This window comes from Bradyrhizobium sp. Kon58, from assembly GCF_055807455.1.
Genome location: NZ_JBVVOT010000007.1, coordinates 252467 through 275814, shown reverse-complemented (window position 1 = coordinate 275814; position 23348 = coordinate 252467). Strand labels below are relative to the sequence as shown.

The following is a 23348-nucleotide window of genomic DNA, read 5'->3' as shown; positions in this document are numbered from 1 at the left end:
AGGTCGAATTATCTGTTTGATTTTGATGTGTTTCTTGTGAATTCGGCCGTCTGCGGCCGGATCGTCCCGAATGCAAAAGGCTGGGGGCAAGAGGTTGTTTCGGGATAACAAAACGCTATTGTCGCGCCCCGGTCCGGGTGCGGCGTGGCGCTTGACCGACCGCCATGTTCGTGGCGAACCCATTTGCGGCCCCGCTCGTTCAAGACCGCACCAGACCAGGTTTCCAGGACTTTTATGCCAAGCAAGGTTCGCATCGCGCTTGACGCCATGGGGGGCGACGCCGGCGCCGCGGTGGTCATCCCAGGCGCCGCCATCTCGCTTCACAGGCATCGCGAGATCGAATTCCTGCTGATCGGGGACCGCGCCAAGATCGAGCCCGAGCTCGACCGCCACCCCGCGCTGAAGGCGGCTTCGAAGATCATCCATACCGATGTCGCGGTCAGCGGCGAGGAAAAGCCGAGCCAGGCGCTGCGGCGCGGCCGCAGGACCTCCTCCATGTGGCTTGCCATCGATGCGGTGAAAAAGGGCGAGGCGGATGTCGCGGTCTCGGCCGGGAATACCGGCGCGCTGATGGCGATGTCGCGCTTCCACCTGCGCACGCTGCCGGGCGTCGACCGTCCGGCCATCGCCGGCATGTGGCCGACCAGGCGCGGCGATTCCGTGGTCCTCGACCTCGGCGCCAGCATCGGCGGCGATACCCACCATCTGGTGTCGCTCGCCATCATGGGCGCAGCGATGGCCAGCGTGTTGTTCAACAAGAAGCGTCCCACGGTCGGCCTGCTCAATATCGGGGTGGAGGAGATCAAGGGGCACGAGGAAATTCGCGAGGCCGGCGAAATCCTGCGCGCCAGGAACCTGCCCGAGCTCGACTATCTCGGCTTCGTCGAGGGCGACGGCATCGGCAAGGGGGTGGCGGACGTCATCGTCACCGAAGGCTACAGCGGCAACATCGCGCTGAAGGCCGCGGAGGGAACCGCGCGGCAGATGGCGGAATTGCTCCGGGACGAGATGAAGCGGAGCTGGCTGTCAAAGCTCGGCTATCTCTTTGCGCGCAACGCCTTCCAGGCCCTGCGGAACAAGATGGATCCGAACAAATCCAACGGCGGCGTGTTGCTGGGGTTGAACGGGATCGTGGTCAAGAGCCATGGCGGAATCGCTGCCGAAGGCTTTGCCTATGCGATTGATGTTGGCTATGAGATGGTCAAATTCGATCTCCTCAACAAGATCAATCAGATGCTCAACCGCGAAGGTGGTGCACTCAATTCCGTGCAAGCCGCGCAGGAGGCTGTTTCGTGACTCAGATTCGTTCGGTCGTGCTGGGCTGCGGCTCTTATTTGCCGGAGCAGGTGGTGACCAACGCCCAATTGGCGGCGCGCATTGACACGTCCGACGAGTGGATCGTGCAGCGCACCGGCATTCGCGAGCGGCATATCGCGGCCGAGGGTGAGTTCACCTCGCACTTAGCGCTCAAGGCGGCGCAGGCCGCGCTCGCCGATGCCGGCGTGGACGCGCAGTCGATCGACCTGATCGTGCTCGCGACCTCGACCCCTGACAACACTTTCCCCGCCAGCGCGGTCGCCGTGCAGCACGGGCTCGGCATCAACCATGGCGCGGCCTTCGACCTTCAGGCGGTGTGCTCGGGCTTCGTGTTCGGGCTCGCCACCGCCGACAATTTCCTGCGCACGGGCGCCTTCAAGCGCGCGCTGGTGATCGGCGCGGAAACCTTCTCGCGCATCCTCGACTGGACCGATCGCGGCACCTGCGTGCTGTTCGGCGACGGCGCCGGCGCGGTGGTGCTGGAGGCGCAGGAGCAGCCGGGCAATGCCGCGACCGACCGCGGGATCGTGACCACGCATCTGCGCTCCGACGGCCGTCACAAGGCGAAGCTGTTCGTCGACGGCGGCCCGTCCTCGACCCAGACCGTCGGCCATTTGCGCATGGAGGGCCGCGAGGTCTTCAAGCACGCGGTCGGCATGATCACCGACGTGATCGTCGACGCCTTCAAGGCGACCGGGCTCAATGCCGACAGCATCGACTGGTTCGTGCCGCACCAGGCCAACAAGCGAATCATCGACGCATCCGCGCACAAGCTGCATATCGCGCCGGAGAAGGTGGTGCTGACGGTGGACCTTCACGGAAACACCTCGGCGGCCTCGATTCCGCTGGCGCTGTCGGTTGCGCGCAAGGACGGCCGCATCAAGCGTGGCGACCTGGTTCTGCTCGAAGCGATGGGTGGCGGCTTCACCTGGGGCTCCGCGCTGGTGCGCTGGTAAGCCACAGTCGATAAAATTTTGCCCGAATCAGAGCGGATTATCGATGCGCCTGCATTGATGAGCGCTGTTGACCGCCGTATCGTAAGCTCATAATTTCAGACAACAATTGTTCGCCGTGATGTGGGGCAGGGCGATGACCGATCAAAGTAAAACCGTAACGCGTGTCGATCTGTGCGAAGCCGTCTACCAGAAGGTGGGGCTGTCGCGCACGGAATCGTCCGCCTTCGTGGAACTCGTGCTGAAGGAGATCACCGATTGCCTTGAGAAAGGCGAGACGGTGAAGCTGTCCTCGTTCGGCTCCTTCATGGTCCGCAAGAAGGGTCAGCGCATCGGTCGCAACCCCAAGACCGGCACCGAGGTGCCGATCTCGCCGCGCCGGGTCATGGTGTTCAAGCCGTCCGCGATCCTGAAGCAGCGGATCAACGCCCAGCACCGCACCAATGGCGACGCCAGCAAGGCGCAACCCGAGGCGTAATCCGCCTTCCGGATAAGGATTTGGCATTTGGACAAGGCGCCGGATGCGTTCCGAACCATCAGCGAAGTAGCGCAGGAACTCGACATTCCGCAGCACGTGCTGCGGTTCTGGGAGACGCGTTTCTCCCAGATCAAGCCGATGAAGCGCAGCGGCGGCCGTCGCTATTACCGCCCCGACGACGTCGACCTGCTCAAGGGCATCCGCCGTCTGCTCTACGGGGAGGGCTACACCATCCGCGGCGTGCAGCGGATCCTGAAAGAACACGGCGTCAAATCGGTGCAGGGCCTCGCCGACGGCGCGGCCGCGGTCTCGTTCGGCGCCATCGAGGACGCCGTCGGCGCCAGCCTGATGGAGCCCGAGGAGGAGACCGGCGTCCGCGGCGCCCGCGACAGCGACGATGACGACTACCAGGGCGAGGAGGAGGAGGGCATCGACTTCCGCTTCTCCGAGACCGACGACGAGGAAATCCTCACCACCTTCCGCAAGGGCGGCACCCCAGCCGCGCCCGCCGGCCCCAGCGCCATCGACCGGGAGCGCCTCGGACGGGTGCTCGCCGAGCTCATCGCCTGCCGCGAAATGCTGGATCAGGCGCTCAAGGACGCCTGACGCCGGATCTCCTCGGCTTTGGGGCAGTTCCGGTGCCTTTCGGCAGAGGCAGCAAAATGGTGTCACCTCGCCTTGCGCAAAGCGGCGATCCTAGCTAATGGAACGACGTTCGGAGCGTGGCGCAGCCCGGTTAGCGCACTAGTCTGGGAGACTAGGGGTCGGAGGTTCAAATCCTCTCGCTCCGACCATTTTTTCAAAGCATCTGTCGGGTGGATCGAGGGGCGGCGTGGAGCCAGCTGCCGCCGATGACGCATGCGCCGCGAGCGGTAGCGGGTGGCTGCTTCGGTGGCCGGCAAACCGAAATGCCGAAAACAACCCCATGCACAGTAGCGATGTCATTGGTTAGCTTATGTTTTTCCGAAGCGATTTGACGCGTCGGGCAAAACAGGGGTATGGTGTCATCATGCCGGCCTTACGAGATGGGGAAGAGACAGCGGGGCTTAAGTGCTGTGCGGGGATTCGCAGTGCGCCTCAGGGCGGCGGCCCAGTAATACCCCAGTCTGAGAGACCAGGCGGCGGGGTTCAAATCCTCTCGCGCCGATCAATCAGATCAAAGACCTAGCGGGAAGCGTTTTTTCTCGAGATCTTTCGAAACGCCACTGAGTCGCCATCGCGAATGGTCCTAGCTCGGTACCGGCGCGGTCCGTAGGCGGAGAGGCATCATCGGCTACTCGATTGATCGCCCAGCATCAAGTGGCTCATCGGAGTCTAGTGACACGCCATATTTACTCGCTCGGATTGCATTTAGCTTGGACGTATTCGCTATTCGCCTCAGAGCCTCCTTGACCTTGGCCGCGATCAGCTTTGCATCGTCACTTATGCCTCCGACCTTGCCCAATTCCAGAGGCGCGTAAATGTAGCTTCTCAGCTGTTCGCCAGAGCTGTCTTTGAATAGTTGTTCAAATCGTTCCACGGGTACGGCCGCCAGCAAGGCCAGCTTCTCGCGCTTCAAGCTTTCCACCGAGCGCAAGTCATTCTCGAAATCAAGGGTCGGCTGCGCTACCCGTCGTCGCTCTTGCATAACTTGTAGGATGCGCTCGTTCTTCACCCCGCGATAGAAAGGGTCGTCGGACGTCCAAAACTCCGAGCTGCCGTTTGCCGCCGCGTAGTCGATCAAGTTGGCCGCGTCGCTATCGCGCCCAATTTCCTCGAGTATCGCAACAGCTGCATCGAGGCTTGGACGCGATACTACAGCGAAATTGTCTTTGATCCCATGAACGATGCTCGCGGATACTTCGTCTTCGTTATCCTTGAAGCTGTCATGGAACGGACGCCAGCACTGTTCAAACGCTTCCATTTGTTTCCGCTGACCTAAGCCATTTTCGACTTCTTTCGCCCTCGACAATAACTCGTCCGCATCCAAGAGGCTCGTTTCAACGAAATTCAGGAGCGCTTTATCAAGATCGTCCATCATTCCCCAACCGTAACCGTCGAGAATTACGTCCCAACGCTCACGTTCTGGGTCGTCACTACCGTGCTCTTCGTCTTGGAATTCACCGCGCCCCATCGTGTACCGCTCGAACTGTCCACGCATGAGGTAAGAACTCGGCGGCGGTGCGGCTCCGGCATCCAGCTTGCGCCACCCAAACATGACCATCGAGTGAACAATCTGACGCATAACGTCAGGCGAGCATTTGCTGAGAATCTGTTCGTCGAGCATCCGTATTAGACGCTCGATTTTCTTGATAACGCGAATATTCGAGATGTTCAGCCTCTCGCAGTGTTCCCGAATGAGGCTGGATAGATCGTCACTATCAGTGATCGCGATACCAAGTGCCTCTGCACTGGTCGGGGCAAGAACGAGTTGCGTATCAATGACTTTCTCAAAGTAATCATCGAACTGCTTCTGTCCGGCATCGTCCAGTTGCGCCGGATTGAGCAAAAACACAGCTTTGCACGCTCGCTGTTCGCGCAAGTAAGAGATTAGACCAAAGACATCTTTCACCGAAATCGAGCCGCGCCTCTCAAGATCATCGACGCAAACGATTTGATTGCGGATCGCCGAGAATAGAAGCGGCTGCGCCTTCGATAATGCGCCACCCAGATAAGGAACGGGGAGGGCAGAGAGAGCGCCCGCCAGCTTTTTTCCGCCTTTAAAAGCCGCATTACCTCCTGAGAGAAATCGTTCAAGACTTGTGCTGCCTTCTGGTAGCAGAAATTCCAAGTTCTCGAATATTGCCGTCTTCATTGCCTCCAGAGAGTCAATTCCAAAGAGTGAAACATAAGAGTGTCGCGACAGTCCCGTTTCATGTTTGCTCCGAACGCGATCTAGAATCGTTTGCCACGTATAGGTTTTTCCAACGCCCCACGATCCGGTAATGCACAGCACTTCGGGGGCAGGAGAGCGTAAGAACCGTTCGATCTCGCGTTTTACTGCTTCGGTGGATGTCATTGCCTAGTCAGGGTCCAGATTGAGAGACTTTCGCTGAGTTCAACAATATCTTCTATGTTGGCACCGCGCCGAACAATCGTAAGGCAGCGGTCCACAAATGAGCGCAACTGCACGAGGTTCGACCTTACCTCAAATACCCCACCGCCATATCCTCGTCGTTCCGTCCACCAGGGTCCTCACCATCTTCTCCGACGGCATCTCAGCGTGTTCCAGATCTACTCTATCTGACCGCGTCGATGTCGCAGACCGCGGGGGGCGGCGGGCCTGCCGGTCGAGCTGCATCTGCTCCGCGACCAGCCGCACACTGATGCGCTGATGCCGCCGCCGGGGGCGACGCGCGCGTGCAATCATTCTGCGGGCGGTGGCTTAAAAGGAAGGTGTGATCGTTGTCACAAAGCGCGCCGCCGCAATGGGGTCTGGCGCTGTCGATGCCCGCGCGGAAAGACCATGCGGCCTCCGGGGCGTTTCCTCGTTGATAGTCTTGGTTCGTCGTCTTGGTATCAGTAGTTTTGCGGGGCCTTAGGCGTGGCCCTTGATCTCGTAGCGACCCGGAACGCATTTGTAGCGATCGAGCCGCCAGTTGGCGTGGTAGATCGGATGCTCGCCCATCCATTTCGCCAGGGGGGCCTGTGCGCCGATCGCACACTGCATCATCGACATCTCGGGCGTCATGTTGCTGTCGGTCACGATTTCCTCGATGCAACTGCCTGAGCTGGCTGCACTCAGCCGGCAGAGCACGGCAACGACGGTCACGAACATTCCAGTCACCTCATCGGTAGTTTCTGACCACGAAGAGGATGCAAGCGGAGTGCCAGAGCCTGTGACGCAAACAACACGCTGGCCTGGCCGACTCGACCCAGCGTCCGGACTCCATTTAGCGATTCGGATTGTAAAAAAATTGCCCATAAACCGAAGCCGGGCAAATACGGGGAACCGGGTGGGTGAGTCGCAGGGATGTGGAATTCCGGGGGCAGCGCCGCGCCGGTGGCGCTTCACAGGCCGCGCGCAGCCGGTAGGCTCGGAAGCACCGTGGCCACCCGCCAAAAGAGCGGGACCGCCACAAGGGATATGGAAACGCGAGGGCAGACCATGAAGGCACGACCGACCGGCGTGATCCCGCCGATGACGACGCCGTTCCGCAAGGATGGCGAGATCGACTACACCTTGGTGGCGCACCAGGTCGACTGGATGATCGGCGCCGGCGCGCATGGCGTCGCGGCCGGCGGCTCGACCGGCGAGGGGCACACGCTCGATCACGAGGAATATCGCGACCTGATGGAAGCGACGGTTGCGGCGGTGAAGGGACGCATTCCCGTCATCGCCGGCATCATCGTCGATTCTACGCGCGATGCGATCCGCCGCGGCAAGCTCGTGCGCGACATGAATGTCGCGGCGCTCCAGGTCACGCCGGTGCATTATCTGTTCAAGCCGGACGACGAGGCGATGGTGGCGCATTTCCGCGCCATGGCGGACGAGACCGGCATGCCCATCATCATCTACAACGTGGTGCCGTGGTCGTATCTGTCGCCGGCGCTGCTGACGCGGATCATGACCGAGGTGCCGCTGGTGGTCGGCGTCAAGCAGAGCGCGGGCGACCTGAAACTGTTCGCGGACCTCATGATGATGGCGCCGGACAAGCTGATCTACAGCGCGGTCGATGCCCTGATGTATCCGTCCTACACGTTGGGGGCGCATGGCTCGATCGCCGCGATCCTGACCGCGGCGCCGCATGCCTCCGTCGCGCTGTGGGATGCGGTGAAGGCGGGTGACCATCCGCGCGCGCTCGACCTGCACAAGAAGCTGCTGACGCTGTGGAACGCCGTGATCGCCGACAATCTTCCGGCCTGCACGCGCTATGCGCAGACGCTGCAGGGGCTGCCCAGGACTTATCCGCGCGCGCCGATGCCGGAGGCCTCAAGCGCGCAGCAGGCGGCGATCCGCAAGGCGCTGGACGGGCTCGGCGCGTTGAACGGGCGGCGTGTCGAGGCGGCCGAATAGTCCACGCCCCGAAATAACTGATGACCACGGCAGCGCCGATCCGCTTTTACCTGCGGATGCGGCGCTGCTACATTTTGTGCGCGCTCCGATGCGCGCGGCGCTGGCTGTGAAGAAACATACCGTCAAGGGAGGGGCCGAAAGTCCCATGAAGGATTTTGCAGGAAAGATCGCCGTCATCACCGGCGGCGGCACGGGAATGGGACGCGAGCTCGCGCGGCAGCTCGTCGCCGAGGGCTGCAATGTCGCGATGTGCGACGTCTCCGAAGCCGCGATGGCCGAGACCAAGCGGCTGTGCGAGGTCGAGAAGCTGCCGCAGGGCCTGCGCGTCACGACCCATGTCGCCGACGTCTCGATTGAGGATCATCTCAAGCGATTCCGCGACGAGCTCGCCGAGCAGCAGAAGACCGACCGGATCCATCTTCTGTTCAACAACGCCGGCATCGGCGGCGGCGGCAGCCTGTTCACCAACACCCGCGAGCAGTGGGAGCGCACCTTCAACATCTGCTGGGGCGGCGTCTATCTCGGCGTCCGCACCTTCCTGCCGATGCTGGTCGCGGCCGACGAGGCCCACATCGTCAACACCGCGAGCGTCAACGGCTTCTGGGCCTCGATCGGCATGACCCAGTCGCACACCGCCTACAGCTCGGCAAAGTTCGCCGTGAAGGGATTTACCGAAGCGCTGATCAACGACCTCCGCCTGCACGCGCCGCATGTCAAATGCTCCGTGGTGATGCCCGGCCATATCGGTACCTCGATCGTCTCCAATTCGCGCAAGGTGCAGAGCGCCGACGGTTCGGAGCGGCTCAATGCCGACGAGGTCGCGCTGACCCGCAAGCGCATGGTCGCGGCCGGCGTGCCGGATGCCGACAAGATGTCGGACGAGGACATCCAGGCGGCGTTCGCCGAGCGCGCCCGCAGCTTCCTCGAGGATGCGCCGACGACGGCGGCGCAGGCTGCCAGGATCATCCTCGACGGGGTCAAGGCGGAGCAATGGCGCATTCTCGTGGGCGAGGACGCAAAGCGCCTTGACGAGCGCGTGCGCGCCACACCGGAGCAGGCCTACGACCGCGCCTTCTTCGAAAGCTTTACGCAAGAGGTCGGCTGGCGGCTCGGCTGAGGCGGTCAACGAGCGCGCGCGGATACAGGTATGATGCTCATCATGGCAAGAGGCGCGCAGGCAATTTCGCGTGCCACCTCTTGCCAGTCTTCTTGCGGGTGTTCGGTCACGCATGACGAATAGGAATGTCACGCATGCAACACGTCCCTGCGTTCAAGCGATGGTGATCTCGAACGGCTCTCATTCGGCGCACGGCAGCTTGGTCAGGGAACCAAAATAGTTTACTCAGTCATGTGTAAGGCGATGACCAGAGCGTAGCTCCCGATGATACCCGCATGCCTCTCCGACGACTGGACCCTTTGCCCGGAGCGAGAGGACATCTCCGCTGAGTTCACGCGGCTCCTGACCGCGGCCCAGGAGGGCGGCGCCACGATCGCCGAATGCCTGATGATCGCGCGGCAGCTGAAGCGGGGCAACGACCAATCCTGGCATCGCGAGTGGAAGAATCTGGCGCAGGCCAATCGGCTTCGTGCCGAGGCCGCGTTCGCGGAAGGTCACAGGGCGACCGCGCAGCGCAACTGGCTCCGCGCCATGAATTACTACAGCGCGGCCGCGATGCCGCTCGATCCGGCGGACGAGCGCCGCTGGGTCGCGGTGCTCGCGATGCAGGATTGCGCCCGCCGCTTCCTCGCCGCGCGCGATCCGGCCGGGGAAGTCATGACGATACCCTGGCTCGACGGCCATTCGTTGCAGGGCTATTTCTTGCCCGCACCGTCGGGACGCGTGCGAGCTCCGACCGTGATTTGCATCGGCGAGCCCGGCCACCGCAAGGAGGAATTTCTGTTCAAGCTCGCGCCGCATGCGCGCGAGCGCGGCTTCTCGCTGCTGGCGCTGGACCTGTTCGGCGAGCAGCGCGACGATCATCTCGACACGCTGTTGCGGCGCCGGGATCTCGAGAGTGCGATTCCGTGCGTGATGGACTATCTGGAGACGTGCAGCGAGGTCGATTTCGCACGTGTCGCGATCGTCGCCGATGGCTGGGGCTCTTCCTTCGTGGCGCGCGCAGTGTTGCAGGAGCCGCGGCTTGCCGCCGCCGTCTGCGATGGCGGCCTGTGGGACCTGCACGAACGGGCCTTCTTTGCCAGCCGATTCGCGATGAGCGACGTCAGCATCGTTCCGGTGCCGCATGCGCCGCTGATGGCCTCCAGCGCCGACTGTCCCGTGCTGATCACGCTCGGCGAGGACGGCTGGCTCAAGGCCGATCGGGCACGTCAGATTGTCCAGACGTCCCGGCTCGGCAGTTCGGATGTCATGTTGAAGGTGTTCACCGCGGCCGAAACCGGCGCGGCGCAGGCCCACGCGGACAATCCGAGCCTTGCCAACGAATACATCTTCGACTGGCTCGAATCGCGGCTCGGCGCGGCGGGACGCATCTGAGGACGTCGCCTCAGAAGTCGAGGGTCAGGCGGACGCAGGCCTTTTCGAGACGGGTCTTCAGCATTGCGAGCTTGGTGGTGAATTCCGTCAGCTCTTTCTCGTCGAACTCCTGGAAGACGAATTCCTTGATCGTCTTGTACTGCTCGTTGAGGCTCGCCAGGTGCTTCTGCGTCTTCTCGGTCAGGGACAGCCGGACCACCCTTGCGTCGGTCGGCGAGGGACGACGGCGCAACAGGGCCTTCTTCTCGAGCAGCTTGGACTGGGTGGTGACGAACGACGGATCGACGTGGAGGAGTTTCGAGACGACGTTGACCGGAATGCCGTCGTCCTTGTCGAGGTCGGAGATCGCCATCAGGATCAACCATTGCGGACCGCTGATGCCGAGCGTTCTCGCCCAGAACTGACGCAGCTCCTCCAGATACATGTTGATCGACGATATCTCCCAGGTGAAGCGCCTGATGATATCCAGATTGCCGATGGAGCGGAGGCGCGCCCCTTCTTTCCTCGTCGCTGACACAGCGTCACTCCCGTGATCTGATTTGTATGCGGCCGGTGTCGTGCAAGCCATAGTCCACGCAAGCCTGCTCTGACGCAAGTGCAGAGCAGGGTAATTTCGTCACTAAAACTACAAAGATGATCAGCTCATGGAATCGCGTCGCCGTGGTGTTGCGCACTGGGCACAGGTTTGGGGAAACCACAAACCTGATCAAATAAGGTATTTTGATTAGTGAACGGCGCAGGCATATTGCGTCGTGACGGTGGGGGTACTCGATCGTCCCGTTGCAGGTGGTTTGCTCACGTCCCTCGCGTGGAAAGAGGGTGTGTCCGAAAGCGCAAAGCGGCCGAGCGGATTTGAAATACGGGGATCTGGGGGGCCTCACGGTCCGGTCTTCGTAACATGAGCAACTTGGAGGTTTTAATATGAAATTGGTGAAGAGCCTTTTGCTCGGCACTGCGGCGGGTCTGATCGCCGTCGGTGGAGCTCAGGCGGCTGATCTTCCGGTCAAGGCCAAGGCGGTCGAGTACGTGAAGGTCTGCTCGCTCTACGGCGCGGGTTTCTACTACATCCCGGGCAGCGACACCTGCATCAAGCTGGGCGGCTATCTGCGTGCCGAAGTGGCGCTCAATGCCGGCGGCAATTACAGCGCCCAGTACAACAACGTCTTCGCGGCGAACAACCGCCTGACCAACTACTACTCGATGCGCGCTCGTGAAGATCTCAACATCGACACGCGCACCGCGACCGAGTACGGCGTTGTCCGCACCTATTTCGATGCGGTCTTCACCTGGACGACCGGCAACTATGTCGGCGCCGGTTCGGGAACGGGTGCCACCCAGTACAGCAGCACGCTCGGCGTCAACGCCGCAGGCACGGGTCTGATCGGGTCCAGCGGCGGCGCCATCAACGGCACCGACGGGGGGATCTCGGGCGGCGCGCTCGGCGTCTACTACGCCTTCATCCAGTTCGCCGGTTTCACCATGGGTAAGGCGGTGTCGCAGTTCGACGCGCCCTGGATCAACTATCCCGGCAACAACTTCGACCAGCTCGTCGGCGGCAGCGGCAGCACCAACGGTGTTGCCCAGTTCACCTACACCGCCGATCTCGGCCAGGGCGTGACGGCGATCGTCTCGGCCCAGGACCAGACGCAGGTCTTCCAGACCGCCCTCTGGAATACGGCCGGCATGTCCACCACCGGCGTCCTCGGCGGTGCCTACGGCTCCAACGATCTCGGCGGCACCCGCGCCCCCGATCTCGTCGGCACGCTCCGTGTCGACCAGGCCTGGGGCCTGTTCCAGGCCTCGGTCGCGGCGCACGACAACCATGTCGCCTATTACGGCGCGAGCGAAGCCACCGGTCATCCTGAAGACAAGTGGGGCTGGGCCGTCCAGCTGGCTCTGTCGATCAAGAACATCCCGACCGGCGCCGGGGACTTGATCAACATCTCGGGCGTCTACACTGATGGCGCGAGCCGCTACAACTTCCAGGAGCTGGCAGCGACCAACTACTCGATGTTCGGCGGTTCGGGTGGCGCGTATCAGAGCATCGGCTTCGCCGGCGTGTCTGACGCGGTGTTCGCACCCGGCAGCGGCCTCGAGCTGACCAAGACTTACGGCTTCCGTGGTGCCTACACCCACAACTGGAGCCCGTACTGGAACTCGGCGCTCTATGGTGCGTGGGCCGCCGTCAACTACAGCGGCACGGCCAAGGGCATGATCTGCGGCAGCGCCGCGTTCGCGACCCTGACCGGCACCTGCAACCCGGACTTCAACATCGGCCAGATCGGTGTCATCACCCGCTGGACCCCGGTCAAGAACCTGACCTTCTCGGCTGACTTCACCTACAGCCACCTTGACCAGAAGTACTCGGGCGTGATCACGACGCCGGCGCTCACCAGCGTTGCCAAGCCTGCAGCGGCTTATGAGCTGAAGGACCAGGACACCTACAGCCTGCTCGTTCGCGCTCAGCGCAACTGGTAAGCCTTGATCGTCGGACCTGGTCTTCGGACTTGGTCTTCAGATATGGGTCTTCGGATATGACGCAGCCCCGGCGGGACACCGCCGGGGCTTTTTTACGAGCTGGGCCTTTCGCGGGATGGGCGTTCGGAAAATCCGGCGGCTCGTGCGGGCGACGAAGACGAGCCATGCAATTCGATCGGCCCAAATTTATTTACTTACCTGAGTTACTAAGCTATATAGGTCTCAGCCGATGACGAAAGTTGCGGCTCTGACTTGATGCTAAACCTCCAGAAACCTCCGGCAATGCCCTGCCGGAGGTTTTTCGTTTGAGGACACGGCTCTAGGATATGGTTCTAAGCGCGCATGACGCGCGCGCGGGAATTCGGCCGATAGGCGAGGCGGCTGTGGCCGGCGCAATAGGACTGGCCGTCGGGTGCGGAATTGCCGCAGAAGCAGAAATCGTCGGCGCCGGGCGTCGAGATCGGCCAGCGGCAGCGGTTCTCGGCAAGCTCGAGCAGTGAGCAGCGATTGGCGTCGTCGATCGGACCGGTGACTATCGGCGCATCGGTCTCGCCGTAGATCGTGGCGAGCATCTCGTATTGCAGCCGCGGCACGGTCCGCGACGTGCGCGAAGGCGCCAGGCCCCTGTCCTGAACCTTGCGATCGTCGACGGTTCGGCCGCGCGTCAGATTGAGGCGAGACAGCTTGCCGATCACGGCATTGCGGCTGACGCCGATGTCGGCGGCGATCTCGCGGCAGGAGAGGCCGGCCTCGAAATGCTGCTTCAAAAGTTCAAGTCGTTCGTCGGTCCAGGTTGGTGAGAGAACAGGCATTGGTGCGGTCCCAGGTTGCAGATGTCGGCCATCCGCCTCTCGAGATCCGTCCGCCTCACGTTCGGCGCGCGCTCACGTCCTGCCATTGTCGCGGATCGACAAAAGCCCGTCCTTGATGGCGAGACGGATGCCTTCCTCGATCAAGGTACGTGCGACGCCGGGAACGCTGGTGCCGTGGGTGCCCTGTCTCACCAGCTTCTCCAGATAGGTGATGGTCGAGAGCGCCAAGGTTACGGGGATGCGGTCAGTCTCGGCTTTTTCGGTGGCCATGCCTAAACGCTAGCCTCATACGCGGGTACATAAAAGTTACGATTAAGACTCTATTTAGGTTTGGCAGCGAAAGTCAAATGCAGGCTGCGACGCTCGGTCAGCTCGTTGGAATCGCGAGAGAAATCAGGCGCGGCAGGACACGCTGCGCGAGCAGGCAGGCGGCGGCGTGGCCTCGAGGGGTCAGGAGAGGGCGGGTCGGCTCAGCCGTGCACGATCGCCTTGTCGATCATGCAATGGATCCCCTTGGAGCCGTTGACGGTCTGGGTCACCCGCAGATCCGCCGCCAGGCTGCACAGCGTATAGGCGTCCTCGCGCGACAAATTGCGCCTCTCGCCGAGCAGCACGATCATGTCGCGCAGCGCCCGCACCACGCACTGGTCGAGGTCGGGGTCCATCGCCATGGTCATGTAATGCGTCGCCGTCTCGCCGCGGGGATAGTCGAGCCTGAGATCCTTGCGCAACGTCAGGCGAAAGCGGCCCTGGAGTGCGGTCTCGATCGCGGTGACGCAGACCTCGCCGTCGCCCTGCACGCCATGGCCGTCGCCGCAGGAGAACAGCGCGCCCGGGACGAACACCGGCAGGTACAGCGTCGCGCCGGCGCCAAGCTCCTTGTTGTCGAGATTGCCGCCCATGGCGCGCGGGACCAGCGAGGAGATACGGCCCCAGGCCGGAGGCGGCGAAACGCCCATCACGCCGAAGAACGGCTTGAGCGGCAGGTCGAGCCCCCACGGCATGCGGGCGACCATCCGTGACCGGTCGAGCGGGATGTTCAGGATGCGCGTCTCGTGAAAATCGTCGGGCAGGGTGCCGGACAGCGGCTTGATCATGTTCCAGCCCCAATCCTGCCGGAGCTGGACGTCGAGGATCTCGACCGCGAGCACGTCGCCGGGCTCGGCCCCCTCGACCGCGATCGGGCCGGTGAGGATATGGCCGGGCAGCATGCGCTCGTTCTTGGCGTGAACCTCGTGCATCTCGGGCGGAATGTGAAACTTGCTGGGGTCGGGCAGCATGTCCGGACCGCCGCTGATGGTGTCGATCGTGACCTCGTCGCCGCTCGCGATGGTGAGGACGGGCTTGAGCGCGGCTTCGAAGAAGCCCCAATGACAGGTCTCGGGGCTGGAATGCAGGTGGTGATGGGTCATGTGGTATCCGTCCATTTCGCAGGCCCGGGCTTGACCAGGCAATCGATCCTCTTCCAAGAAGCTTTCTGAAGATCGACGGGCGGGTCAAGTCCGCGCGCACCAGGCACGATCATTCCAGCGAGGCTCCCCTGCTTTTTGTCCTGTCCAAGACCCTCGGCACTGCGGTGCTGCCGATCAACTTGATGATCGAGCTCGGGATCGCCTCGGTCGTCCTGATGGCGACGCGCTTTGCCGCCTTCGGCCGCAAGCTCGCCGCGGCCACGCTGATCATGCTGGCGCTCGCCGCGTTTTCGCCGCTCGGCAACCTTTTGCTCTATCCGCTGGAGTCGCGTTTTCCGCCGTGGGATCCGTCGCGCGGTGCGCCCGACGGCATCATCGTGCTCGGCGGCTCGGTCGATACCGATCTGTCGGCGGCGCACCGCACGCCGGTCGTCGCGCACGCGGCCGATCGCCTGTTTGCGCCGGCCGAGCTCGCGCGCCGCTATCCGAACACGCGCGTTGTTTTCACCGGGGGCACCGCGAACCTGGTTTCGACAGGCGCCCGGGAGGCCGACTACTCCGCGCCGATCCTGGAGAATTTGGGCATCGCGAAGCAGCGCCTGATCCTCGAGCGGGACTCTCGCAACACCTACGAGAATGCCATCTTCACCAAACAATTGGTGGCGCCCAAGCCGGGCGAGCGCTGGCTCCTGGTCACCTCGGCCTTTCACATGCCGCGTTCGATGGGGATCTTTCGCAAGGCGGGATTTGACGTCGAAGCCTATCCCGTGGACTGGCGAATGGGCGGGCGCGACGATCTCTTCTCTTTCACTAATGTCGGCACGGACGGGCTCGGCCGAACCGAGGTCGCGGTGCGCGAATGGATCGGGCTCGTCGCCTACCGGCTGATGGACCGGACTGGCGAGTTGCTCCCGGGACCGGCGAAGGACTAGAACCGTTCAAGAAACAATAACAGCGCCGGTGCGCGAACGCCCGGCCGGGAGGACGCCATGCAACAGCAGAGTGCAGACAGCATCGATCTTGCCGGCCTCGTTGCCGATCTCAACAGCCTGCTGCGGCTGAAGACCACGGTGATCGGCATGAAGCTGTTCGCGCGGACCGCGGACATGGAGGCAATCCCGAAAATCCGGCGGCCGAACGCAGTCCACACCACCGATCAGATCGTCAGCATGGCGGCGCGTCTGGGCTGGACCGTCGGCATCACGGCCGACGATCTCGTCGGCGCACAATGCCGCGCGGTGATCGGCCTTGCACCACAGGACGAGAAATGGCTCGCCGGCGAAAACTATGTCGGGGTCTGGCACGGCACCGCGGAGGACGCACGCAAGCGCCAGGAGGCGCTGGACGTGGTTCCGTTCGGGCAATATCAGGCGCTCGCAGTCAGCCCGCTGGCGAGCGGCCGGCTCGATCCGCCGGACATCTGTCTCGTCTATGCGACGCCGGGGCAGATGATCATCCTGATCAACGGGCTGCAATATACCGGCTACAAGAAGTTCGAATGGGGCGTGGTCGGCGAGACCGCTTGCGCCGATTCCTGGGGCAGGGCGCTCAAGAGCGGTGAGCCCAGCCTGTCCTTGCCATGCTATGCCGAACGGCGCTATGGCGGCGTACCGGACGAGGAGATGCTGATGGCCCTGAAGCCGGAACATCTCGCCAAGGCGGTTGTGGGCATGAAGGCGCTGGCGAAGAACGGCCTGCGTTATCCGATCCCGCCCTATGGTATTCAAAGCGACGTCCGTGCCGGCATGGGCGTGAGCTACGCGAAGAAGTAAAGTAAAGGCCGACCATGAGCTCTGCGAAATTCGACATCGTCGTCTATGGCGCGACCGGTTTTACCGGCCAGCTCGTCGCCGAATATCTGACCCAGCATTACAAGAGCGACCATTCGCTCAAATGGGCGATGGCGGGCCGCAGCCTCGGCAAGCTGAAATCAGTGCGCGATGCGATCGGCGCGCCCGGGAATACAGAGCTCATTGTCGCGGATGCGTCGGATGCGGCCTCGCTGAAGGCGATGGCGGAACGGACGATGTCGGTGATCACCACCGTCGGTCCGTATCAGTTCTACGGTGAGGAACTGCTCGCGGCCTGCGTCGCCACCGGCACGGATTATTTCGATCTCTGCGGCGAGCCGATCTGGATGCGCCAGATGATCGACAAGTACGAGGCGGCTGCAAAAGAAAGCGGCGCGCGGATCGTGTTTTCGTGCGGCTACGATTCCGTGCCGTTCGAGCTCGGTACGTTCTTCGTCCAGGAAGAGGCCAAACGTGTCTTCGGCGCGCCGGCCCCGCGGGTGAAAGGGCGTGTGCGCGACATGCGCGGCACGCTCTCGGGCGGCACCGCCGCGAGCGCGAAGGCGACCTTCGATGCCGTGGCCAAGGATCTCAGCCTCGTCGCCATTCTCAACGATCATTTTGCACTGACGCCCGGCTTCACCGGCCCGAAGCAGCCGAAAGGCAACAGGGCCGCCTTCGAGGACGACCTGCAATCCTGGGCGGCGCCGTTCATGATGGCGCTGATCAACACGCGCAACGTTCACCGCTCCAACATGCTGATGGGATTCCCCTACGGCCAGGACTTCGTCTATGACGAGATGGTCCTGACCGGTCCCGGCGAGAAGGGCGAGGCCAACGCCAAGCTCGTGATGGCCGCCAATGCGGGCAAGACCGGCCCCGACGCACCGAAGCCGGGCGAGGGGCCGTCGAAGGAAGAGCGCGACAACGGTCTGTTCGATCTGCTCTATATCGCGATCGCGCCCGATGGCCGCATGGTTCGCGCCGGCGTCACCGGCGACCGCGATCCCGGCTACGGGTCGACCTCGAAGATGATCTCCGAATGCGCGATCTGCATGCTGCGTGACACGACCGACGTCGCAGCCGGCTTCTGGACGCCGGGCGCGGCGATGCAGCACAAGCTGATCAAGCGGTTGGTCGAGAACGCCGGGCTGACGTTCGCCGTGGAAGCTTAAAGCCCACGATCCCCGGGAAGCCGATCCGTGTCCGCAAAATTCGACATCGTCGTCTATGGCGCAACCGGATATACCGGCCAGCTGGTCGCCGAGTACCTGGCCGCGCATTACGTCGGTGACGGCGCGCTGACATGGGCGATGGCGGGGCGCAGCAGTGACAAGCTCGCATTAGTCCGCGATGCGATCGGCGCGCCTGCCGACACGCCGCTCATCGTTGCGGACGCAGCCGATTCTACGTCATTGCGGGCGATGGTCGATCAGGCGAAGCTGGTCATCACCACGGTCGGTCCATACCAGCTCTATGGCTCCGATCTGCTTGCGGCCTGCGTCGCGTCGGGCACCGACTACATGGATCTCTGCGGCGAGCCGATCTGGCTGAAGCAGATGATCGACAAGCATGAAGCCGCGGCGAAAGCGAGCGGCGCCCGGATCCTGTTCTCCTGCGGATTCGATTCGGTGCCGTTCGAACTCGGTGCATTCTTCGTGCAAGAGCAGGCCAGGCGCGTGTTCGGCGCACCGGCGCCGCGCGTCAAGGGCCGCGTCCGCGACCTCAGCTGGAAATTCTCCGGCGGCACTTCGGCAAGTGCAAGGGTCACCTTTGAGGCGGTGGCGCAGGACCTCAGCCTGGTGTCGATCCTCAAAGACCCATTTGCCTTCACGCCGGGGTTCGAGGGACCGAAACAGCCGCGCGGCAACAGGCCCATCTTCGAGGAGGACTTGCAATCCTGGTCCGCACCGTTCGCGATGGCGATCCTCAATACGCGCAATGTCCATCGCTCGAACATGCTGATGGGATTCCCCTATGGCGGGGACTTCGTCTACGACGAAATGGTGCTGACGGGGGCGGGGGAGGAAGGGCAGGCCAACGCCAAGCGCGTCATGGCCGCCAACGGCGAAAAGACCGGTCCTGAAGCGCTCAAGCCCGGCGAGGGCCCCTCAAAGGAGGAGCGCGACAACGGTCATTACGACCTGCTCTATGTCGCAATTGCTCCCGATGGCCGCCAGGTTCGCGCGGCGGTCAAGGGCGATCTCGATCCGGGTTATGCGTCGACGGCGAAGATCATCTCCGAATGCGCAATCTGCCTGTTGCGCGACACGCCAGCCGTACCGGCTGGTCTCTGGACGCCGGGCGCAGCGATGCAGCACAAACTGATCAAGCGGCTGGTCGAGAACGCGGGGCTGACGTTCGCAGTGGAGAAGTAGCTGTCACCTTCGCCTCTCCCACGCGGCGAAACCGACCTTTCATCCTCAAGCCGTCTCGCGTGTTGAGCACGAGCAAGGTGATGTTCATAGCTCCTGCGGCAAGCTCGACAGCCTGCACCGCATAGAACACTGCATCAAGCTCGGCGGCACTCGCCTTATGTGCGAGGAACAGTGCGGCGGGGACCAGCACCAGGATGCCATTGCCGGCGATCAGCGGCATTCGCTTGATCTTCGCGCCGACCATGCCGGCTCGCCGACCCCGTGCCAGTGTAAAGCCCGTGCCGCCCGCCGCCGCCAGCGCCGGGACCAACAAAAGAAAGCCCCATGGTATGGCCGTCTTGACGGCGGTGATGACGGCTTGGGACGCGAAAAGCTCACTGAGCGCAGTCGACAGCCAAAATGTCGAAATGGTCAGAAGCGCGATGGCGCCAGCGATGGGATGAATCACCTTGATCATAATTAGGTTTCCTTGACCGAGAACGGCTAGCTTGTTCAATGTGACACGATGGTGTCGATATTTATGCTTCAAGGAACCATATTGACATTATGATGTCAATAAATTCATGGTGACAATATGCGCGCTACGAAGCGATCTCCGGCTGGTGATGCCTTGACTGACCTCATTCTCGATCTGTTCAGGGTCAATAACCTGACCGTGACGTGGGGCGACCGGCTGGTCGCTTCGCTCGGCCTGACAAGCGCCCGCTGGCAAATTCTGGGGGCAATCGTAGCCGCGGATCGCGCCCAACCGGTCGCCTGGCTCGCCCGCGACCTCGGAGCGAACCGCCAGAACGTTCAGCGCATCGTCAATGACCTGGCGCAGGACGGGCTCGTTACGTTTGAGCCCAATCCACATCACCGTCGCGCCCACCTCGTGGTGCTGACGGACAAGGGGCGGAAGACTTACGACGCTGCCATCCGCCTGTATGACCCAAGGATCAACTCCCTTGTGCAAGGTCTTCCTATGGAAGACCTCAGGACCGCCGGTCGCCTCATGAAGGCGCTGCGCAAGAGGCTTGAAGACCAAGAGAGTGCTACAGAGGCTTGATCAATCGTCGTGCCGACATCGACTAAGTGGTGACGCTCTGCGTCCTTCTAGCGCCGCCCGTACCGAGGCCGCTTCGACCTGATGCGCTTACACCGCCCGCGCGTCGTAGGCGTACATGAAATCCATGCTCTTTGCGCCCAGTGGCAACAGCCACTTCATCATCCGATTGCGGATCCACGCGCCGGTGGCGCTGAATTCGCGCTTGCTGTTGCCGTTGCGGCGGGCCAGCGCGACGATCTTTTCCGTGCGCGGGCGCCGTTCGGCCTCGAAGGCCTGGAAGGTGGCGCCGAGCTCCTGGCCTTGCTGCATCAACCGGGCGAGGCGCATCGCATCCTCCAGCGCGAGCGAGGCGCCCTGGCCGGCGTGGGGGCTGGTCGCATGGGCGGCATCGCCGATCAGCAGCGAGCGCTTGCGCGACCAGGTCGGCAGGGTGGCGACGTCGAGCGTGTCGGTGACCACGATGTTCTCGGCTGCCTCGATGATGCCGGGGATCGGATCGTGCCAGCCGCGGTGGAAGCCGCGCAGGTGCTGCTTCAGCGTCGCACGGTCGAGCGCGCGGAACATCGCCGCGTCCATGCCGTGCGCGGGCTGCGTGCTCCACCACATCACGCCGTCGTCCGGATCGGGACTGCAATAGCCGTAGCCGAAGAAGCCGCTCTGCCCGAACGTGGTCTCGACATGCCGGCCGATCGGCCGGCCGTCGAGGACGGCGTGCGGCACGAAACCGCCGAAGCCGATCAATCCGGTGTCGAACGGCTGCGGCCCGTCCGGCACCACCTGGCGGCGCGCTACCGAGTGCACGCCGTCGGCGCCGATCAGGAAGTCGCCCTCGGCCGTGGTGCCGTCGGCGAAGTAGGCGATGATCGGCTGGTCGCCGCGATCCTCGATCTTGATCAGGCGCTTCTCGAAATAGAGTGAAACGCACGCGCACCAGGCCTTGTCGATCAGCATCTCGTTCAGCGTGGCGCGGCAGACATTGACCGCGGGCTGGCCGAAACGCCGCGCCATGTCGCGATTGATCGAGCCGAGCCTCTTCCCGCCTTGCGAATAGAAGTCGAACGATTCCGCGATCGAGCCGCGGCTGATCAGCTCGTTCGAAAGGCCGATCTCGTCCATGACCTGCATGCCGTTCGGCGCGATCTGAAGGCCGCCGCCGATGCCTTTCGAATAGGGCCAGGCCTCGTAGATCGCGGACTCGATGCCGGCGCGGCGCAGCAGAACCGCCGCGACGGGGCCGGCAATGCCGGCGCCGATGATCAGGGCCTTGCGAGGACGATAGGACATGGCTTGCTCCCGACGTTTCCGTGGTGCTAGGAGAATTATGGTCGCTAAATATCTTAGTGACTAAGATATATATCGAGTAAGATACGAGGTCTGTCTTGTCAAGGACGAAGGCGCGCGCTGCGCTGCTGCAGGAACTCGAGGAGGCGATGCGCAGGTCGTCCGCGCAGGGCGTGCTCTATGGCCAGACCGTTGCGAACGTTGCCGGAATTGCCAATTCCGACCTCGAATGCATGGACATCCTGTATCTCGAAGGCCGTGTCACCGCCGGCCGGCTCGCCGAAGTCACGGGGCTCACGACGGGGGCCATTACCGGTGTGGTCGACCGGCTCGAAAAGGCAGGCCTGGTGCGTCGTGAGCGCGACGATGCCGATCGTCGCAAGGTCTTCATTGCCGTCGTGCCGGAGGCGATAGAAAGGCTTGGCCAGTTCTACGTGCCGATGCAGCAGGCGATGGAAAAGGTTTTCGGCAGCTATTCCGACCAGGAATTGCGTCTGCTGCTACGCTTCGCCAATGAGGGCTACAAGGGCGTGCTGGCGGCGACCGCGGCGCTGAAGGGCCTGCTTGACACGCCGCCGGAGAAACGCCCCGATCTCAAGCTGAAGAAGCTTCGTCGCCAGTCCTAGCCTTGTAGATCTGCGCGGCCGCGATCATGCCCCACATCGCGCCCAGCATCATCCAGAAATGCCGCCAGTGGTCGGTGTCGATCACAAAACTTTCGCCGACGGTGCCGACGAAGCCGGAGAACACCGCCAGATAAGCGCGCTGCCAGGGCACGGGCACGAAGATGTGCCTGACACCCATGATGACGGTCGTGAAGACCAGCGCGGGATAGCAGATGCCTGACAGCCAGCCGCCGGACATGAAGGCGTTGAGATAGGAGTTGTGGGTGTCCTCGGGGAAGAAGCGGTGGAATTGTAGAGGGCCGATGCCGAACGGCAGGTCGAGCGCCATCTCCGCTCCCAGGATGTGCCGGCCGAACCGGCCGAACCTGCCTTCGTCATAGCTTTGGTCGAAGCTCGCGCGCTGCTTGAACATCTCGGCGGTGGAATCGAACGACATCAACACCGCGATCAGCGCGAGGCCCAGCACCGCGGCCAGGATCGCCATGACGATGATTCGCGAGCGTTGCGCGTTGGTGCGGCTGGTCAGCACCATCAGCGCCAGCATGAAGGCGGATGTCAGCACCAGCCCGCCCCAGGCGGCGCGGGAGAACGCGAGCAGGATCGCCAGCGACATGATGCCAAAGGCAATGACGTTGCGAAACGCCTTGCCGAACTTGTCGGAGACGACGCTCTGCAACGAGAACAGTGCCGGCAGGATCAGGAAGGCGCCGAGCACGTTCGGGTCCTTGAAGGTGCCGCGCGCGCGTCCGTACAGTGTGAGGAGGTCGTCGCCGCCGGGAACCAGGTGGAAGTAGCCGGCGACCGCCAATAGCGAGGCGACCATCGCGCCGACCACGAGCCCGCGGCGGAGCATGTCGAGCCGGGCCGCGGTGTCCTCCGACGTGACCATGGCGAAGAACACGACCGTCACCGCCATGTACCAGGAGGTTGCAATCCAGCTGACCACCTCGGACTGCTCGAACAGCGGGATCGCGCTGATCGTGTAGCCGATATTGAGCAGGACCAGCATCAGCACCAGTGGCATCAAAGCGAGCCGCAGACGCAGGCCGGTAGCGAAGAAGGTGACGGTGGCCAGCAGCGTCACGATCTCGTAGGGACTCGGCTCGATGAAGACGATCGCGCCGGCGGCGCCGACCAGCCATACCAGTGCGCGCTGGAGGGCCAGCACGCCGGGCGCAGCGCGAACCGCTGCATTCATCTCGCCGGCTGTCGCCGCATACGCCATCACACGCTCATACGTTACGCTACTCATACGCCACAAACATCGCTGTCATCGCCCGGCTTG

At 62.9% G+C, this 23348-nt stretch carries 23 protein-coding genes and 1 tRNA gene; 15 read left to right on the top strand and 9 right to left on the bottom strand.

All coding sequences use genetic code 11. The features are described 5' to 3' along the window. Nucleotides 1–234 precede the first annotated feature (234 nt). The 5 genes from plsX (at nt 235) to AC0L20_RS15715 (ending at nt 3542) form a co-directional block, all read left to right on the top strand. Nucleotides 235–1296: a phosphate acyltransferase PlsX gene (plsX, locus tag AC0L20_RS15735; RefSeq protein WP_473289464.1), complete on the top strand. Its 1062-nt coding sequence runs from the start codon at nt 235–237 to the stop codon at nt 1294–1296. Further along, the gene (locus AC0L20_RS15730; protein ID WP_026233249.1) at nt 1293–2273 is read left to right on the top strand and encodes a beta-ketoacyl-ACP synthase III; all 981 of its coding nucleotides are present in this window, start codon (nt 1293–1295) and stop codon (nt 2271–2273) included. Before plsX ends, AC0L20_RS15730 begins: the two co-directional genes overlap by 4 nt. A gap of 133 nt (nt 2274–2406) precedes the next feature. Further along, nucleotides 2407–2748, top strand: a complete 342-nt coding sequence (locus tag AC0L20_RS15725; RefSeq protein ID WP_018456841.1) for an integration host factor subunit alpha — start codon at nt 2407–2409, stop codon at nt 2746–2748. Between the two features lie 27 nt (nt 2749–2775). Beyond that, nucleotides 2776–3354: a MerR family transcriptional regulator gene (locus AC0L20_RS15720; RefSeq protein WP_219685258.1), complete on the top strand. Its 579-nt coding sequence runs from the start codon at nt 2776–2778 to the stop codon at nt 3352–3354. Nucleotides 3355–3464: 110 nt separating this feature from the next. After that, nucleotides 3465–3542 (top strand) — tRNA-Pro (locus AC0L20_RS15715). 479 nt (nt 3543–4021) lie between these two features. Here AC0L20_RS15715 and AC0L20_RS15710 read toward each other — a convergent pair. Beyond that, entirely contained in the window at nt 4022–5746 is a 1725-nt protein-coding gene (locus AC0L20_RS15710) for a P-loop NTPase fold protein (protein WP_473289459.1), read from the bottom strand. A 519-nt stretch (nt 5747–6265) separates the two neighbouring features. Further along, on the bottom strand, nt 6266–6505 hold the full coding sequence (locus tag AC0L20_RS15705) for a hypothetical protein (RefSeq protein WP_007603449.1): 240 nt from the start codon (nt 6503–6505) through the stop codon (nt 6266–6268). A gap of 330 nt (nt 6506–6835) precedes the next feature. On the opposite strand from AC0L20_RS15705, the gene AC0L20_RS15700 reads away from it, so the two are divergent. From AC0L20_RS15700 to AC0L20_RS15690, 3 genes are all read left to right on the top strand, one after another. Continuing rightward, the gene (locus AC0L20_RS15700; protein ID WP_473289456.1) at nt 6836–7744 is read left to right on the top strand and encodes a dihydrodipicolinate synthase family protein; all 909 of its coding nucleotides are present in this window, start codon (nt 6836–6838) and stop codon (nt 7742–7744) included. A 145-nt stretch (nt 7745–7889) separates the two neighbouring features. Further along, the gene (locus AC0L20_RS15695; RefSeq protein ID WP_473289454.1) at nt 7890–8861 is read left to right on the top strand and encodes an SDR family NAD(P)-dependent oxidoreductase; all 972 of its coding nucleotides are present in this window, start codon (nt 7890–7892) and stop codon (nt 8859–8861) included. Between the two features lie 264 nt (nt 8862–9125). After that, nucleotides 9126–10238, top strand: a complete 1113-nt coding sequence (locus AC0L20_RS15690; RefSeq protein WP_473289452.1) for an alpha/beta hydrolase family protein — start codon at nt 9126–9128, stop codon at nt 10236–10238. 10 nt (nt 10239–10248) lie between these two features. On the opposite strand, the gene AC0L20_RS15685 is transcribed toward AC0L20_RS15690, so the two are convergent. Continuing rightward, the gene (locus tag AC0L20_RS15685) at nt 10249–10755 is read right to left on the bottom strand and encodes a MarR family winged helix-turn-helix transcriptional regulator (protein WP_027567247.1); all 507 of its coding nucleotides are present in this window, start codon (nt 10753–10755) and stop codon (nt 10249–10251) included. 404 nt (nt 10756–11159) lie between these two features. Between AC0L20_RS15685 and AC0L20_RS15680 the strand changes: the two genes are divergently transcribed. Continuing rightward, nucleotides 11160–12716: a porin gene (locus AC0L20_RS15680; RefSeq protein WP_456764052.1), complete on the top strand. Its 1557-nt coding sequence runs from the start codon at nt 11160–11162 to the stop codon at nt 12714–12716. Nucleotides 12717–13048: 332 nt separating this feature from the next. Here AC0L20_RS15680 and AC0L20_RS15675 read toward each other — a convergent pair whose 3' ends face one another. The 3 genes from AC0L20_RS15675 to AC0L20_RS15665 all read right to left on the bottom strand — a co-directional run bounded on the left by AC0L20_RS15675 (nt 13049) and on the right by AC0L20_RS15665 (nt 14940). Further along, nucleotides 13049–13528, bottom strand: coding sequence for a GcrA family cell cycle regulator (locus tag AC0L20_RS15675; protein ID WP_473289445.1), 480 nt, complete (start codon nt 13526–13528; stop codon nt 13049–13051). Between the two features lie 72 nt (nt 13529–13600). Further along, nucleotides 13601–13798 carry a hypothetical protein gene (locus AC0L20_RS15670; protein ID WP_007603456.1) on the bottom strand — a complete coding sequence of 66 codons (198 nt, stop codon included), beginning with the start codon at nt 13796–13798 and terminating at the stop codon, nt 13601–13603. 200 nt (nt 13799–13998) lie between these two features. Beyond that, on the bottom strand, nt 13999–14940 hold the full coding sequence (locus AC0L20_RS15665) for an acetamidase/formamidase family protein (protein WP_473289443.1): 942 nt from the start codon (nt 14938–14940) through the stop codon (nt 13999–14001). A gap of 182 nt (nt 14941–15122) precedes the next feature. Here AC0L20_RS15665 and AC0L20_RS15660 point away from each other — a divergent pair, with 182 nt between their 5' ends. From AC0L20_RS15660 to AC0L20_RS15645, 4 genes are read left to right on the top strand one after another with little or no spacing between them, the layout of a single operon-like run. Further along, complete coding sequence (locus tag AC0L20_RS15660) at nt 15123–15872, top strand: YdcF family protein (protein ID WP_473289441.1); 750 nt, start codon at nt 15123–15125, stop codon at nt 15870–15872. 57 nt (nt 15873–15929) lie between these two features. Further along, nucleotides 15930–16712, top strand: coding sequence for a DUF169 domain-containing protein (locus tag AC0L20_RS15655; protein ID WP_219682248.1), 783 nt, complete (start codon nt 15930–15932; stop codon nt 16710–16712). Between the two features lie 14 nt (nt 16713–16726). Continuing rightward, nucleotides 16727–17905 (top strand): saccharopine dehydrogenase family protein, encoded by a 1179-nt coding sequence (locus AC0L20_RS15650; RefSeq protein ID WP_473289438.1) that lies wholly within the window; start codon nt 16727–16729, stop codon nt 17903–17905. A gap of 27 nt (nt 17906–17932) precedes the next feature. Further along, nucleotides 17933–19108, top strand: a complete 1176-nt coding sequence (locus AC0L20_RS15645; RefSeq protein ID WP_473289435.1) for a saccharopine dehydrogenase family protein — start codon at nt 17933–17935, stop codon at nt 19106–19108. Here the strand turns inward: AC0L20_RS15645 and AC0L20_RS15640 are convergent. Next, nucleotides 19059–19565 carry a hypothetical protein gene (locus tag AC0L20_RS15640; RefSeq protein WP_473289432.1) on the bottom strand — a complete coding sequence of 169 codons (507 nt, stop codon included), beginning with the start codon at nt 19563–19565 and terminating at the stop codon, nt 19059–19061. The genes AC0L20_RS15645 and AC0L20_RS15640 overlap by 50 nt on opposite strands. 117 nt (nt 19566–19682) lie before the next feature. On the opposite strand from AC0L20_RS15640, the gene AC0L20_RS15635 reads away from it, so the two are divergent. After that, nucleotides 19683–20156 carry a MarR family winged helix-turn-helix transcriptional regulator gene (locus AC0L20_RS15635; RefSeq protein WP_473289429.1) on the top strand — a complete coding sequence of 158 codons (474 nt, stop codon included), beginning with the start codon at nt 19683–19685 and terminating at the stop codon, nt 20154–20156. 87 nt (nt 20157–20243) lie between these two features. On the opposite strand, the gene AC0L20_RS15630 is transcribed toward AC0L20_RS15635, so the two are convergent. Then, nucleotides 20244–21440 carry an FAD-dependent monooxygenase gene (locus tag AC0L20_RS15630; RefSeq protein WP_473289427.1) on the bottom strand — a complete coding sequence of 399 codons (1197 nt, stop codon included), beginning with the start codon at nt 21438–21440 and terminating at the stop codon, nt 20244–20246. Between the two features lie 146 nt (nt 21441–21586). On the opposite strand from AC0L20_RS15630, the gene AC0L20_RS15625 reads away from it, so the two are divergent. Then, a complete protein-coding gene (locus AC0L20_RS15625; RefSeq protein ID WP_473289546.1) occupies nt 21587–22063 on the top strand; it encodes a MarR family transcriptional regulator in 477 nt (158 codons plus the stop codon). Here AC0L20_RS15625 and AC0L20_RS15620 read toward each other — a convergent pair. After that, nucleotides 22032–23288, bottom strand: coding sequence for an O-antigen ligase family protein (locus AC0L20_RS15620; RefSeq protein ID WP_473289425.1), 1257 nt, complete (start codon nt 23286–23288; stop codon nt 22032–22034). The genes AC0L20_RS15625 and AC0L20_RS15620 overlap by 32 nt on opposite strands. Nucleotides 23289–23348 lie beyond the last annotated feature (60 nt).

Excerpts from the sequence above, each read along its gene's own strand:
- AC0L20_RS15680 (WP_456764052.1), top strand. The coding sequence starts at position 11,160 with ATGAAATTGGTGAAGAGCCTTTTGCTCGGCACTGCGGCGGGTCTGATC.
- AC0L20_RS15670 (WP_007603456.1), bottom strand. The coding sequence starts at position 13,798 with ATGGCCACCGAAAAAGCCGAGACTGACCGCATCCCCGTAACCTTGGCG.
- AC0L20_RS15695 (WP_473289454.1), top strand. The coding sequence starts at position 7,890 with ATGAAGGATTTTGCAGGAAAGATCGCCGTCATCACCGGCGGCGGCACG.
- AC0L20_RS15620 (WP_473289425.1), bottom strand. The coding sequence starts at position 23,288 with ATGGCGTATGCGGCGACAGCCGGCGAGATGAATGCAGCGGTTCGCGCT.
- AC0L20_RS15700 (WP_473289456.1), top strand. The coding sequence starts at position 6,836 with ATGAAGGCACGACCGACCGGCGTGATCCCGCCGATGACGACGCCGTTC.
- AC0L20_RS15655 (WP_219682248.1), top strand. The coding sequence starts at position 15,930 with ATGCAACAGCAGAGTGCAGACAGCATCGATCTTGCCGGCCTCGTTGCC.
- AC0L20_RS15725 (WP_018456841.1), top strand. The coding sequence starts at position 2,407 with ATGACCGATCAAAGTAAAACCGTAACGCGTGTCGATCTGTGCGAAGCC.
- AC0L20_RS15675 (WP_473289445.1), bottom strand. The coding sequence starts at position 13,528 with ATGCCTGTTCTCTCACCAACCTGGACCGACGAACGACTTGAACTTTTG.
- AC0L20_RS15665 (WP_473289443.1), bottom strand. The coding sequence starts at position 14,940 with ATGACCCATCACCACCTGCATTCCAGCCCCGAGACCTGTCATTGGGGC.
- AC0L20_RS15690 (WP_473289452.1), top strand. The coding sequence starts at position 9,126 with ATGATACCCGCATGCCTCTCCGACGACTGGACCCTTTGCCCGGAGCGA.
- AC0L20_RS15710 (WP_473289459.1), bottom strand. The coding sequence starts at position 5,746 with ATGACATCCACCGAAGCAGTAAAACGCGAGATCGAACGGTTCTTACGC.
- AC0L20_RS15660 (WP_473289441.1), top strand. The coding sequence starts at position 15,123 with ATGATCGAGCTCGGGATCGCCTCGGTCGTCCTGATGGCGACGCGCTTT.
- plsX (WP_473289464.1), top strand. The coding sequence starts at position 235 with ATGCCAAGCAAGGTTCGCATCGCGCTTGACGCCATGGGGGGCGACGCC.
- AC0L20_RS15625 (WP_473289546.1), top strand. The coding sequence starts at position 21,587 with ATGCGCAGGTCGTCCGCGCAGGGCGTGCTCTATGGCCAGACCGTTGCG.
- AC0L20_RS15640 (WP_473289432.1), bottom strand. The coding sequence starts at position 19,565 with ATGATCAAGGTGATTCATCCCATCGCTGGCGCCATCGCGCTTCTGACC.
- AC0L20_RS15650 (WP_473289438.1), top strand. The coding sequence starts at position 16,727 with ATGAGCTCTGCGAAATTCGACATCGTCGTCTATGGCGCGACCGGTTTT.
- AC0L20_RS15705 (WP_007603449.1), bottom strand. The coding sequence starts at position 6,505 with ATGTTCGTGACCGTCGTTGCCGTGCTCTGCCGGCTGAGTGCAGCCAGC.
- AC0L20_RS15635 (WP_473289429.1), top strand. The coding sequence starts at position 19,683 with ATGCGCGCTACGAAGCGATCTCCGGCTGGTGATGCCTTGACTGACCTC.
- AC0L20_RS15630 (WP_473289427.1), bottom strand. The coding sequence starts at position 21,440 with ATGTCCTATCGTCCTCGCAAGGCCCTGATCATCGGCGCCGGCATTGCC.